The organism is Kitasatospora sp. NPDC059577 (assembly GCF_042735475.1).
Lineage (GTDB): Bacteria > Actinomycetota > Actinomycetes > Streptomycetales > Streptomycetaceae > Kitasatospora.
In genome coordinates this window covers 28771-40202 of sequence record NZ_JBHWBZ010000017.1, presented here as the reverse complement: position 1 = coordinate 40202, position 11432 = coordinate 28771, and the positions used below count along the sequence as shown (strand labels likewise).

The following is an 11432-nucleotide window of genomic DNA, read 5'->3' as shown; positions in this document are numbered from 1 at the left end:
CGGGGGGCGGGGGGGGGCCGGGGGGGTCGCCCCGGCCGGGGGGCCCGCGGGGGGGGGGCGGGGCGGGGGGGCCCGGTCCCCGGGGGGGGGGGCCCGGAGGCGATCCTCCGGGCCCCGCCGCCATCCGGTGCGGTTCGGCCGAGCAGGTCCAGCGCGCCCGGACGTGGCGATCGCCGAGCAGACTGTGATCGCCGAGCGGGCGGTGATCACCGCGCGGCTGGTGAAGAAGCACACCACCGACATCCTCCTCAAGCCCGACCTGCCACCCTCCGAGGAGGACCACCGCCGGGTTGCTCGCCGTCCCCGCCTTCCTGGCGGTCGCGCCCTGATCCGCTACCGGGCCGTCTCCTCCGCCACCCAGTCCAGGTAGCCGGGGCTGCCGGCCACCACCGGCACGGCGATCACCTCGGGCGTCTCGTACGAGTGCAGCCCGGCGACGAACGCGACCAGCCGGTCCGAGAGTTCGGCCCGGGTCTTGAGGTCGATCCGCCACTCCTCGGCGTCCTGCACCTCGCCCTCCCACCAGTACACCGACCGCACGGGGTACACCTGGGCGCAGGCCGCCAGCCGCTCCCGCACCACGGCGGACGCCAGGGCCCGGGCCTGCTCCTCGCTCTCGTGCGTGGTGGTCACCACGACGAAGCGCTGCTCGCTCGCTGTCATGGCCCGACGGTATCCCCGGAGGTGCCGGTCCGGTCACCGTCGCCCCCGCTCCTCCGGGAACGGGGGCGGGGCCGGACGGGGCGGGCCTGGACGGGGCGGGGGCCGAGTGATGTGGCCGCCCGGCCCGTCGTCCCCCGCTCCTCAGGACTTGCGGGCCGTGTGGACGGTCATCGCGGAGAGGTAGAAGGCGTCCGGGCGGTGGAGGATGCCGGTGGGGGCCTCCTCGTCGAGGAGGGCCTCCAGGGTGCTCCGGTCCTCCGGCGGGAGGCTGTCCGCGAGCTGGTCGTGCAGCCGGCCGAGCTGGGTGCGCAGGTACTCGCGGGTGCGGCGGTCGAGCGGGGCGGGCCGGTCGACCAGGAAGGTGCGGGTGCCGCTCGGGGTCAGGCCGGCGCGTTCCAGCATGGCCGGCCAGTCCTCGACCTCCTCGGTGCTGCCGGGCAGTTCGGCCCGCATGGTGCTGAACCCGTCCTCGTGGGCCGCGTCCAGCCGGGACTGGAAACCGGGCCGGCCGAGGCCGAAGTCGCGGGGCAGGTAGCGCGCGGGCAGACCGCGTTCGGCGACGGCGAGCAGACCGCCCGGCCGCAGCACCCCGGCGAGCGAGGTCAGCGCGGCCTGCTGGTCGCCCAGGTGGTGGATCGCATTGCCGGACCAGACCAGGTCGGCCTCGCCGAGCTTGTCGAACTCGGCTGGCAGGTCCGCCTGCTGGGTGCCGAGCCGGCCACCGGAGCGGGTGCGGGCGCGCTCCAGCAGGGCGGCCGACTGGTCGACGGCCACCACCTCGGCCGCCGGGAAGGCCTCCGCCAGCAGTCCGGCGATCACCCCGGGCCCACTGCCGACGTCCAGGACCCTCCTCACGCCGCCCGTCCCCTCCGGCCCCTGCGGACCCTGGCCGTACAGGTCGGACAGCCACCGCGCGGCCTCGGTGACGGCGGCGGCGCGCAGGTCGGCCTCGTGCTCCAGGTGCGCGGCGAGCGCGTCCCAGTCGAAGTCGGCGGCGGGGACGTGCCCGTGACCGTGACCGTGACCGTGTCGGTGGCCGTTGCCGTTGCCGTTGCCGTTGCCGTGCTGGTGGTGCTGAGAGGTCATGTCCGTTCTCTCCGTTCGTGGTTGACGAAAGCGTCCCCGCTCATGCGGGCACCGCGGCGCCGGACGCGCGGTGGGCGGCGACCGCCCGTTCGAGATCCTCCGCCGCGAGGTCGTGGTCGAGCGCGAAGGCGGCCGCCGCCCCCGCCCCGGCGGCGGTGACCACCTGGGCGCGGGGGTCGGCGACGTTGCCCACCGCCCAGACCCCCGGGAGGCTGGTGCGGCCGGTCCGGTCCGTGGTGACCCAGCCGTTGTCGTCCCGGGCGCAGTCGAGGCCGAAGAGCAGCGCGTCCCGGGGCACCGGCTGGGGGAAGACGAACACCGCCTCGCACGGCACGACCCGCCCGTCGGCGAGTTCGACGCCGCGCAGCCGACCGTCGTCCGACACCAGCCGGACGATCCGGCCCCCGACCACCCGCACGCCGCGGGCGGCGAGCCGCTCCCGCTCGGCCGCGGTGAGGTCGAGGGTGTGCGCCACCAGGACCACGTCCGCCGACCACTGCCGCAGCAGCAGCGCCTGGTCGACGGCCATCGGGTGGGTGCCGAGCACCGCGAGCGGACGGTCCCGGACCTCCCAGCCGTGGCAGTACGGGCAGTGCAGCACGTCCCGGCCCCAGCGCTCGGCCAGGCCCGGCAGCTCCGGCAACCCGTCCCGCAGTCCGGTGGCGACGACCACCCGGCGCGCGGGCAGCACCGGGCCGCCGGCCAGGTGCACCGCGAAGCGCGGCCCGGCGGCACCGGCGACTTCGGCGGCCTCGACGTGCTCGACACCGTCGACGGCCTCGACGTGCTCGACGTGCTCGACCCGGGCGTCGATCAGGTCGACCCCGTACCGGGCGACCTCCTCCCGCCCGACCGCCAGCAACGCCGCCGGGGGCATGCCGTCCCGGCTCAGGTAGCCGTGCATGTGGGCGGCGGGGGCGTTGCGCGGCTCACCCGCGTCCACCACCGCGACCCGGCGCCGGGCCCGGCCCAGCACCAGTGCGGCGTTCAGCCCCGCCGCGCCGGCACCGACCACCACCACGTCGTAGCACCCGTCCGGCCTCGTCACCGTCGTCCCGGTCGTCACCGTCGTCCCGGTCGTCTCGCGCATGGCGCTCACCTCCACCGCCAGGCTGCGGCCGGCCTCCCCGCTACGGCAAGCTTTGTTGCCACCCCAGCAAACAGGCGGCTTCCCGGACCACCGGGCTCAGCCCCCGGTGCGCCGCCAGTACGAGCGGGCCGCCAGCGCCAGCGCCACCCCGTACCCGGCGAAGGCGCAGATCCCGACCCAGGCCACCTGCAGCGTCTGCCCGGGCGTGGCGATGTCCCCGTGCCGGATCCCGACCACCCCCGCGCTGCACAACCCCAGGTAGCCGAGCCCGACCAGCCCGTACGGCGCCAGCGTCGCCGCGCCCAGCAGCGCCGGGGTGAGCGGCAGCCAACGCGGCACGCGGTGGCCGCGCAGTGGCAGGGTCCAGCGCGGGAAGACCTGCCCCCACGGCCGCACCAGCCCCCAGAGCAGGAACACCCCGGCCGCCGCCAGCAACACCGTGCCGTCCAGCCCCCAGGACTCCAGCGTCAGCCAGAGCCCGGAGGAGCCGTTGCGCACGTACGCGTCGTACATCTCGGCGCCGGTGATCCCGGCGAAGGTGCCGCCGAGCGCCCAGACCAGCTTCATCGCCACGTACGGCAGGAAGGCCAGCGTCCCCGCCCAGGCCGTGAGCTGGAACGTCGCCGGGGCCGCCGACGGGGCCGGGACCGGCCCGCGCGCGGCACCGCCCGGCCGCCGGCTCCGGGCGGTCCCGGCCAGCAGCAGCGCACCGGACGCGGCCAGGGCGCGGTTCACCGCGTCCGGGACGCTGTCCACGCCCTGCCCGAACACCAGCGTCGTCACGTCCATCAGCAGGCTGAAGGCCGACACCACGGCCAGCCCGCACAGCAGCCACAACAACCGCCCGAGCCACCGCGCCCGCCACGCCCCCGCCCCCGCCTCCTCCCGCTGCCGCACCGCCGCCCACCCGGCCCCGGCCGCCCCCAGCCCCACCCCGACGGCCACCCACCCGAGCCAGGCGACACCGAACAGCGCCGTTCCCCCCGACGCACACGCCAGCCCGAACCCGGCGTAGCCGACACCCCACCCGACCACCGCCCGGCCGTCCCGCACCCACCCGTGCTTCACCATGGCCCCAGGCTTCCCGACGCCGCCCGCCACGGCCTCCGCCCCCACGACGATCCGGCTCCCCCACCCGGGGGATCCCGGAGGCCGAGGACGCTCCGGGGCCGGCGACCCGACGCCCCCTCGGCCGACCGACCCCGCCGCCCCTCTTGCCCTGGAGTGCACTCCAACTCGTAGCCTCTGAGCCACCACTGACCCACCACCACCCACCACCAGGGGGATCCCGACCATGCGCTACCGCGTCCTCGGCGGCACCGGCATCGAGGTGAGCGCCCTCTGCCTCGGCACGATGATGTTCGGCGCCGTCGGCAACCGCGACCACGCCGACTGCGCCCGGATCATCGACACCGCGATCGACCGGGGCATCAACGTCATCGACACCGCCGACATGTACTCGGCGGGCGAGTCCGAGGAGATCGTCGGCAAGGCGCTGGCCGCCCGCGGCGACCGCGACGCGATCGTGCTCGCCACCAAGGTGCACTTCCCGATGGGCGAGGGCCGCAACCGGGGCGGCAACTCGCGGCGCTGGATCGTGCGCGCGGTCGAGGACAGCCTGCGCCGGCTGCGCACCGACCGGATCGACCTGTACCAGATCCACCGGCCGGACCACACCACCGACATCGAGGAGACCCTGTCCGTCCTGGGCGACCTCGTCCGGGCCGGCAAGATCCTCGCCTTCGGCTGCTCGACCTTCCCCGCCGAGCAGTTGGTGGACGCCCACCACGTCGCCGAGCGCCGCGCCCTGCCGTGCTTCCGCACCGAGCAGCCGCCGTACTCGCTGCTCGCCCGGGGCGTCGAGCGCGACGTGCTGCCGGTGGTCCAGCGGCTCGGCATGGGCGCGCTGACCTGGGGCCCCCTGGCCGGCGGTTTCCTCACCGGCCGCTACCGCAAGGGCCGCCCGGTGGACCTCACCCAGGGCCGCCCCGCCCTCAACCCGGGCCGTTTCGACCCGGCCCTGCCCACCACGGCCGCCAAGCTGGAGGCCGTCGAGGCTCTCACCGCCCTCGCCGAGGAACTCGGCCGCACCCTGCCCGAACTGGCCCTGGCCTTCCCGCAGGCCCACCCGGCGGTCACCTCGGTGATCATCGGCCCGCGCACCGCGGAGCAGCTCGAATCCGCCCTCAAGGCCGCCGACCTGGTCCTGGACGACGCCGTCCTCGACCGCGTCGACGCCATCGTCCCGCCCGGCACCGACCTCTACCGGGCGGACGGCGTCTGGCAGCCCCCGTCCCTCACCACCCCCGCCCTCCGCCGCCGGCCCGCCGCCGACCGACCCGCCGCCTGACCTGCCTGACCCGGGAGCGCCAGGCCCGCCCGCCCGACCGACCACCGGGGCCGGGCGGGCGGGGTACTGGTCCCGGCCTCCGGGGTCCTGGCCCTAGGGCTTGTCTGACAATTCGCGTCGCATCAGCGCGCGGCGTTGGGCGCCCGGCTGGGCGTGCCGCCGGAGCGTCCTCGTACTGGACGTACTCGGACGATTCGGCGGTGCGTCCAGGTGGGGGCACCTCCCGGCCGAAGGCTGGGGGCGGATGCCCGGCGTCGTGCGCGCGGCGGGAATTGTCAGACAAGCCCTAGCCCCTCGGGGCGGCGAAGCAGTGGACGGTGACCGTGCGGCCGGAGGGCCACTGCTGGTCGCCGCTGCCGAGATGGGTCCAGCCGAGGCGGCGGTACAGGGCGACGGCCGCGGTGTCGACGGCGAGGACGTCAAGGACGGGGTGCAGGCCGAGCGCCCGCGCGTGCGTCACGGCGCAGGCGAGGAGCCGGGCGCCGATGTGGTGGCCGCGCGCGCCGGGGGCCACGTAGAGGCGGCCGATCACGGCGGTGAGCTCCGGGCGGCCACCGGTGCGGCGGCTCCACAGGGCGGGGGCGAGGTCACCCCGGGCGCTGCGGGCGAGGCCGACGTGACCGGCGAGCCGGCCGTCCGACTCGGCGATCCAGGCGGCCAGCAGACCGTCCGGGGTGAGCCATGCGGCGGGGCGGTCGGGCCAGTCGGCGGGATAGCGGTCGCTGCTGTGGACCGCGCCCAGCACCCGGACGCAGTCGGCGAGGTCGTCGGCGCGACGCGGTCTGACCAGCACTCCGGTCCCGGACTGCCGTGGGTCGGACGCGACGACGTCGGCGCGTTCTTCAAGGTCTGCCATGCCGGTACGTTACCGGCCGACCCTCACCGTCGCAGCAGGTCGACGACCCCGGTCAGGTCCTCGTCGCCACTGCCGATCTCCAGTCGGCGCTCCATCAACCGGAAGTAGGGGTCGAGCAGTTCGGTGCTCACTCCGTGCTCCTCGGCGGTGCGCAGCAGCGTGGCCCGGCCCGCCACCTGCATCGCCAGGTTGGACACCACGCCGCCGGTGTAGTCACCGCTCTCCAGCTGCTCCGCGGTCCTGGCCACCGAACCGGACATCGCGGTGAGCCAACTCCCCAGCAGCGGCGCGAGGTCGCCCGGTGCGACGGCTTCGCCGCGGACCAGCGCGAAGGCGTGCGCGACACCGGCGAACATGCCGTACATGGCGCTGAGCAGCGCCACGTCGTGCAGGGCCGCGTACCCGGCGTCCGCGCCGACGTACCGGGTGCCGGCGGGCACGGCGAGGGCCGTCCGGTGCTCCTCGAACAACTCGGGGGAGCCGCTGTAGAAGACGTACGGTCCGGCCGACGGGACGCCGATCATCGGCGGGACGGCCATGATCCCGCCGTCCAGGTAGCGGGCGCCGCGCCGCTCGGCCCAGGCGGCGCGGGCGCGGGCCTGCCCGGGGGTGCCGGTGATCAGGTTGACCAGGTCCTTGCCGGTCAGGTCGACGCCGGCCAGCGTCCCGTCCACCGAGTCGTCGTCGAGCAGGCAGACGACGACCAGGCGGTTCGCCGCGACGGCGTCGGCGGCGGTGGCGGCGACGGTGGCACCGCGGGCGGCGAGCGCGTCGGCCCGGGCGGCGGTGCGGTTCCAGACGGTCAGCGGGTGCCCGGCGGTGAGCCAGGCGCCGGCCAGTGCGGTGCCCATGGCCCCGAGGCCGAGCAGGGTGAGCGGGGTGGGCGGGGTGGGCGGGCTCCCGGCCGCGGACTCGGCTGCGTTCTCGGCCGCGGTGTCCGCCGCGTTCTCGGCTGCGTTCTCAACACGGTTGTTCGTCACGGGAGTCAGCCTCCGCGCCGGCCCCGGGAACGCTCAAGTACGCACTTCGAAGTGGGTGGTTACCCTGAAGTGAGCATCGAGGTCGGAGAGGCACCGGAAGGGGTGGACATGGTGACCGTGCCGAGGCCGGGGGCGCACGTCTGCGGGACGGACGCCGCGCTGGACGTGATCGGCGGCAAGTGGAAGGTGTCGATCCTCTGGGCCCTGGGCGTGCGCCCCGACTGCCGCTTCGGCGAGCTGCGCCGGCTGCTGCCGGGGATCACCGAGAAGGTGCTGGCCGCACACCTGCGCGAGATGGAGGCGCACGGCATCGTGCACCGCGAGGCGTACGACGAGGTGCCGCCCCGGGTCGAGTACGCGCTGACCGAGGCGGGGCGCCGCCTCAACGCGGCGCTGGCGCCGCTGGGCGACTGGGGGCGGGAGCACGTCCTGGGCCGGGCGCCGCACCCGGCCTGACGCGGCCCGCCCGGCGCCCGGGCGCGCCGCTACGCGATCGCGGCCGACACCACCGCCGCCACCGCGATGTTGCAGCTGGCCGACACCCACACCGCCGGGTGCGGCTCCGGCTCGACCAGGATCGCGCCGAGCTTGCCGGGCGTCAGCAGGTCCACCAGCCAGAACGCGACGGCCATCAGCACCAGCCCGAGCAGCCCGTAGCAGGCCGTCGAGACCAGGCCCTTCCCGAAGTCGGCGTAGGTGTACATGATCGCGGTGAAGACGATGCCGCCGATGCCGAGCAGCGCGGAGCTGAGCAGGACCGCGGCGTTGCGGTTGCGCTCGACCCAGATCTGGTGGCCGAGCCTGCCGGGTGTCAGCAGGTCGACCAGGCCGATGCCGAGGAGCAGCAGCACCACCCCGAGGGCACCGTAGGCCGCTGCCGCGCCGAGCCCGTGCAGGATGTCGTTCATCGTGGTTCCAGCCCCCGGTCCGCTCTCGCCGTACGTCCCCGGCCGGCCGGCCGGGGATCCCTCGACCGACCGGGTCAAGGGTTGGCAAAAGATACCCCACGCGGGTGAGAGGCGGACCGGGGATCCGGGAACCGGGGACGGTCAGTCCTCCTCGTGCGCCAGGTGGTCGACGCAGGCCGCGACGGCCAGCAGCAGGCCGGTGTCCGCGCCGTCGGCGATCTCCACCCCGTAGGTGTCCCGGATCCGGAACCACTTGCGGCTGATCCGGGCCAGCTCGTCGCCGTGCTCGTTCTCGATCCGGTAGTCCTTGTCGATCAGGTTGCCGTGGATCTTCAGCTCGCCGCCGGAGGCCAGGTCCACCAGGTACTTGTCGCGGAACGGGGTGAAGAGCTTCTCCCGGACGGTCGCGATCACCTCGCCGTCGGCGTCCTCGATCTTCATCGCGTCGCGGACGGTGAGCATCTTCTCCTTCACCACCGCGACCACCCGGTCCTGCGCGTCCCTCAGCTCGAAGGTGTGCCGAAGCCGCAGCACCTTGCCGTCCACCAGGTACGCCTTGTGACCCCGGTCGTCCTCGATCCAGTAGTCGTCGCCGACCGCGAACAGCTTCTCCCTGACCAGATACCGCACCGCGGGACCTCCTCCGTGTTGACGTCGTCCCATTCGACCCCGATCCCCCGCCCGCCGAAAAGCACCGCCACGAAGCACCCGCGGGAAATACCGTCGCCCGGCACCCCGGCGATCGCCTTCAATACCGCCATGCGCCCCGACCCCACCACCGCCCCGCTGCACAGCGAGCGCCTCGACCTGCTGCCGATCGCCCCCGAGCACGCCGGGGAACTGACCGCCGCACTCGCCGACCCGGCCCTGCACGCCTTCACCGGCGGCCGCCCGGCCACGGCGGAGGAGATGCGCGCCCGCTGCGCCCGGCTCGCCGCCGGCTCCCCCGACCCGGCCGAACGCTGGGGCAACTGGGTCCTGCGGCTGCGCGCCGACGGCGCCCTGATCGGCTACGTGCAGGCCACCGTCGGCCCGGACGAGGCCGAACTCGCCTGGGTGGTCGGCACCCCCTGGCAGCGCCGCGGCCTGGCCACCGAAGCCGCCCGCGCCCTGCTCGCCCACCTCACCGCCGCCGGCACCACCACCGCCGTCGCCCACATCCACCCCGACCACCGCGCCTCCGCCAGGGTCGCCACCACCCTCGGCCTGCGCCCGACCGCCCATACCCAGGACGGCGAGACCCGCTGGCAGGCCGACCTCACCCGCCCCGACCTCTTCCCGAACGTCGGCGGTCTGACGGCCGAGCACGCCGCCCACCTGACCGGCCTGGTCGAGGAGTGCCGCCCGGTCCTCGCCGACCGCGGCATGGCCGCGGTGCAGCGGCTGCTGGTCGAGCGCGGAACGGCGATGATCCCCGCGATCATGGTCACCAAGGCCCTGCTCGGCTGGGAGAGCACGTCACTCGCCACCACCCTGGAGGTCGTCGAGCTGAGCGAGGCCCGCCGCCCGAAGTTCTGAACCGGCACGCCCGGAATGCGGACACCGGGCGTGCGGTTTCATTGGGGCATGGCATCTCGTGCACGTGTACGCGCCCCCGAGCTGGTCGGGGCAGGCGGTTGGCTGAACACCGGCGGCAAGGACCTCACCCTCGCCGACTTCCGGGGCAAGATCACCGTCCTGGATTTCTGGACCTTCTGCTGCATCAACTGTCTGCACGTCCTGGACGAGCTGCGGGAGCTGGAGGAGAAGCACCGCGACACCGTGGTGATCGTCGGGGTGCACTCGCCGAAGTTCGTGCACGAGGCCGACCACCAGGCGGTGGTGGACGCCGTCGCCCGCTACGAGGTGCACCACCCGGTGCTGGACGACCCGGAGCTGGCCACCTGGAAGCAGTACGCGGTCCGGGCCTGGCCGACGCTGGTGGTGATCGACCCGGAGGGGTACGTGGTCGCCCAGCACGCCGGTGAGGGCCACGCCCACGCGATCGCCCGCCTGGTCGAGGAGCTGGAGGCGGAGCACGCCGCGAAGGGCACGCTGCGCCGCGGCGACGGCCCGTACGTGGCGCCGGAGCCGACCGCGGGGGACCTCAAGTTCCCGGGCAAGGCGGTACGGCTGCCGAACGGCCACTTCCTGGTCGCCGACTCCGGCCACCACTCGCTGGTCGAGCTGGCCGAGGACGGCGAGACGGTGGTGCGCCGGATCGGTGACGGGCAGCGCGGCCTGGTGGACGGCACCAGCCCCCGGTTCAGCGAGCCGCAGGGCCTGGCGCTGCTGCCGGAGGGTTCGGCGTACGACGTGGTCGTCGCCGACACCGTCAACCACGCCCTGCGCGGCCTGCGGCTGGCCGACGGCAGTGTGACCACCCTGGCCGGCACCGGCCGGCAGTGGTGGCAGGGCTCGGCGACCGCGGGCCCGGCCCGCGAGGTGGACCTGTCCTCGCCGTGGGACGTCGCCTGGTTCGACGGCCGGGTGTGGATCGCGATGGCGGGCGTGCACCAGCTCTGGGCGTACGACCCGGCGGCCGGCACGGTCGGGGTCGCGGCCGGCACCACCAACGAGGGCCTGGTCGACGGGCCCGCCGCCGAGGCCTGGTTCGCCCAGCCGTCCGGTCTCGCGGTCTCCGCGGACGGCGGGAAGCTCTGGGTCGCCGACTCCGAGACCTCCGCGCTGCGCTGGGTTTCACGTGAAACGGGAACGGTCGAAACCGCCGTCGGCACCGGCCTGTTCGACTTCGGCCACCGTGACGGCGCGGCCGACCAGGCCCTGCTCCAGCACCCGCTGGGCGTCACCGTGCTGCCGGACGGCTCGGTGGCCGTCAGTGACACCTACAACCACGCGCTGCGCCGCTACGACCCGGCGACCGGCCAGGTCAGCACGCTGGCCACCGACCTGCGCGAGCCTTCCGGCGCGGTGCTGGTGGACGGCGACATCGTGGTGGTCGAGTCGGCCCGGCACCGGCTGACCAGGCTGCGGCTGCCGGAGGAGGCGGTGCGGGTGGAGTCGGTGGCGCACCGCACCCGGCGCGCGGCCACCGAGGTCGCACCGGGCGCCTTCCGGCTGGACGTGGTCTTCTCGGCGCCGAGCGGCCAGAAGCTGGACGAGCGCTACGGCCCGTCCACCCGGCTGCTGGTCAGCTCGACCCCGCCGGAGCTGCTGGTCTCCGGCGCGGGCGCGGACAGCGACCTCTCCCGCGAGCTGGTGCTCTCCGACGAGGTCGCCGAGGGCGTGCTGCACGTCTCGGCGATGGCGGCGTCCTGCGACGACGATCCGGAGATCGAGTACCCGGCCTGCCACGTGCACCAGCAGGACTGGGGCGTGCCGGTGAAGCTGGTCGCCGACGGCGCCCGCCGCCTCCCGCTGGTCCTGGCCGGCATGGAGCAGCCCTCGTAGGCCCGCGGACGGCGACGGGGGCACCGGTTGGGGGGGGGGGAAACCCCGGCCAAGCTGTAAAGGAGGGGGGGAAACGAGACGGAGTTGGGGTTTTGGTTAGGGCGCCAAT

At 74.9% G+C, this 11432-nt stretch carries 13 protein-coding genes; 5 read left to right on the top strand and 8 right to left on the bottom strand.

Annotated features, from left to right (window positions below; translation table 11 throughout):
- Positions 1-163 precede the first annotated feature (163 nt).
- Complete coding sequence (locus tag ACFV0O_RS16115; protein WP_380341685.1) at positions 164-370, top strand: hypothetical protein; 207 nt, start codon at positions 164-166, stop codon at positions 368-370.
- Here the strand turns inward: ACFV0O_RS16115 and cutA are convergent.
- The 4 genes from cutA to ACFV0O_RS16095 form a co-directional block, all read right to left on the bottom strand.
- Positions 334-663 carry a divalent-cation tolerance protein CutA gene (gene cutA / locus ACFV0O_RS16110; protein ID WP_380341682.1) on the bottom strand — a complete coding sequence of 110 codons (330 nt, stop codon included), beginning with the start codon at positions 661-663 and terminating at the stop codon, positions 334-336. The two genes, ACFV0O_RS16115 and cutA, sit on opposite strands and share 37 nt — an antisense overlap.
- Before the next feature lie 141 nt (positions 664-804).
- Entirely contained in the window at positions 805-1749 is a 945-nt protein-coding gene (locus tag ACFV0O_RS16105; protein ID WP_380341680.1) for a class I SAM-dependent methyltransferase, read from the bottom strand.
- A 40-nt stretch (positions 1750-1789) separates the two neighbouring features.
- Positions 1790-2839, bottom strand: coding sequence for an NAD(P)/FAD-dependent oxidoreductase (locus ACFV0O_RS16100; protein ID WP_380341678.1), 1050 nt, complete (start codon positions 2837-2839; stop codon positions 1790-1792).
- A 96-nt stretch (positions 2840-2935) separates the two neighbouring features.
- Positions 2936-3910, bottom strand: coding sequence for a hypothetical protein (locus tag ACFV0O_RS16095; protein ID WP_380341675.1), 975 nt, complete (start codon positions 3908-3910; stop codon positions 2936-2938).
- 223 nt (positions 3911-4133) lie between these two features.
- On the opposite strand from ACFV0O_RS16095, the gene ACFV0O_RS16090 reads away from it, so the two are divergent.
- Entirely contained in the window at positions 4134-5189 is a 1056-nt protein-coding gene (locus ACFV0O_RS16090) for an aldo/keto reductase (RefSeq protein WP_380341673.1), read from the top strand.
- Between the two features lie 286 nt (positions 5190-5475).
- Here the strand turns inward: ACFV0O_RS16090 and ACFV0O_RS16085 are convergent, their stop codons facing one another.
- Positions 5476-6045: a GNAT family N-acetyltransferase gene (locus tag ACFV0O_RS16085; RefSeq protein WP_380341670.1), complete on the bottom strand. Its 570-nt coding sequence runs from the start codon at positions 6043-6045 to the stop codon at positions 5476-5478.
- 23 nt (positions 6046-6068) lie between these two features.
- Positions 6069-6914 carry an NAD(P)-binding domain-containing protein gene (locus tag ACFV0O_RS16080; protein WP_380341881.1) on the bottom strand — a complete coding sequence of 282 codons (846 nt, stop codon included), beginning with the start codon at positions 6912-6914 and terminating at the stop codon, positions 6069-6071.
- A 219-nt stretch (positions 6915-7133) separates the two neighbouring features.
- On the opposite strand from ACFV0O_RS16080, the gene ACFV0O_RS16075 reads away from it, so the two are divergent.
- Positions 7134-7481: a winged helix-turn-helix transcriptional regulator gene (locus tag ACFV0O_RS16075; protein WP_380341878.1), complete on the top strand. Its 348-nt coding sequence runs from the start codon at positions 7134-7136 to the stop codon at positions 7479-7481.
- 29 nt (positions 7482-7510) lie between these two features.
- Here the strand turns inward: ACFV0O_RS16075 and ACFV0O_RS16070 are convergent, their stop codons facing one another.
- Together ACFV0O_RS16070 and ACFV0O_RS16065 are read right to left on the bottom strand one after the other, a co-directional pair.
- Positions 7511-7933 (bottom strand): DUF350 domain-containing protein, encoded by a 423-nt coding sequence (locus ACFV0O_RS16070; protein ID WP_360257952.1) that lies wholly within the window; start codon positions 7931-7933, stop codon positions 7511-7513.
- 141 nt (positions 7934-8074) lie between these two features.
- Positions 8075-8563 carry an LURP-one-related family protein gene (locus tag ACFV0O_RS16065; protein ID WP_360257955.1) on the bottom strand — a complete coding sequence of 163 codons (489 nt, stop codon included), beginning with the start codon at positions 8561-8563 and terminating at the stop codon, positions 8075-8077.
- 129 nt (positions 8564-8692) lie between these two features.
- On the opposite strand from ACFV0O_RS16065, the gene ACFV0O_RS16060 reads away from it, so the two are divergent.
- Positions 8693-9451 carry a GNAT family N-acetyltransferase gene (locus ACFV0O_RS16060; RefSeq protein ID WP_380341667.1) on the top strand — a complete coding sequence of 253 codons (759 nt, stop codon included), beginning with the start codon at positions 8693-8695 and terminating at the stop codon, positions 9449-9451.
- A 48-nt stretch (positions 9452-9499) separates the two neighbouring features.
- Positions 9500-11323, top strand: coding sequence for an NHL domain-containing thioredoxin family protein (locus ACFV0O_RS16055; protein ID WP_380341664.1), 1824 nt, complete (start codon positions 9500-9502; stop codon positions 11321-11323).
- Positions 11324-11432 lie beyond the last annotated feature (109 nt).

Excerpts from the sequence above, each read along its gene's own strand:
- cutA (WP_380341682.1), bottom strand. The coding sequence starts at position 663 with ATGACAGCGAGCGAGCAGCGCTTCGTCGTGGTGACCACCACGCACGAG.
- ACFV0O_RS16105 (WP_380341680.1), bottom strand. The coding sequence starts at position 1,749 with ATGACCTCTCAGCACCACCAGCACGGCAACGGCAACGGCAACGGCAAC.
- ACFV0O_RS16100 (WP_380341678.1), bottom strand. The coding sequence starts at position 2,839 with ATGCGCGAGACGACCGGGACGACGGTGACGACCGGGACGACGGTGACG.
- ACFV0O_RS16095 (WP_380341675.1), bottom strand. The coding sequence starts at position 3,910 with ATGGTGAAGCACGGGTGGGTGCGGGACGGCCGGGCGGTGGTCGGGTGG.
- ACFV0O_RS16090 (WP_380341673.1), top strand. The coding sequence starts at position 4,134 with ATGCGCTACCGCGTCCTCGGCGGCACCGGCATCGAGGTGAGCGCCCTC.
- ACFV0O_RS16085 (WP_380341670.1), bottom strand. The coding sequence starts at position 6,045 with ATGGCAGACCTTGAAGAACGCGCCGACGTCGTCGCGTCCGACCCACGG.
- ACFV0O_RS16075 (WP_380341878.1), top strand. The coding sequence starts at position 7,134 with ATGGTGACCGTGCCGAGGCCGGGGGCGCACGTCTGCGGGACGGACGCC.
- ACFV0O_RS16070 (WP_360257952.1), bottom strand. The coding sequence starts at position 7,933 with ATGAACGACATCCTGCACGGGCTCGGCGCGGCAGCGGCCTACGGTGCC.
- ACFV0O_RS16060 (WP_380341667.1), top strand. The coding sequence starts at position 8,693 with ATGCGCCCCGACCCCACCACCGCCCCGCTGCACAGCGAGCGCCTCGAC.
- ACFV0O_RS16055 (WP_380341664.1), top strand. The coding sequence starts at position 9,500 with ATGGCATCTCGTGCACGTGTACGCGCCCCCGAGCTGGTCGGGGCAGGC.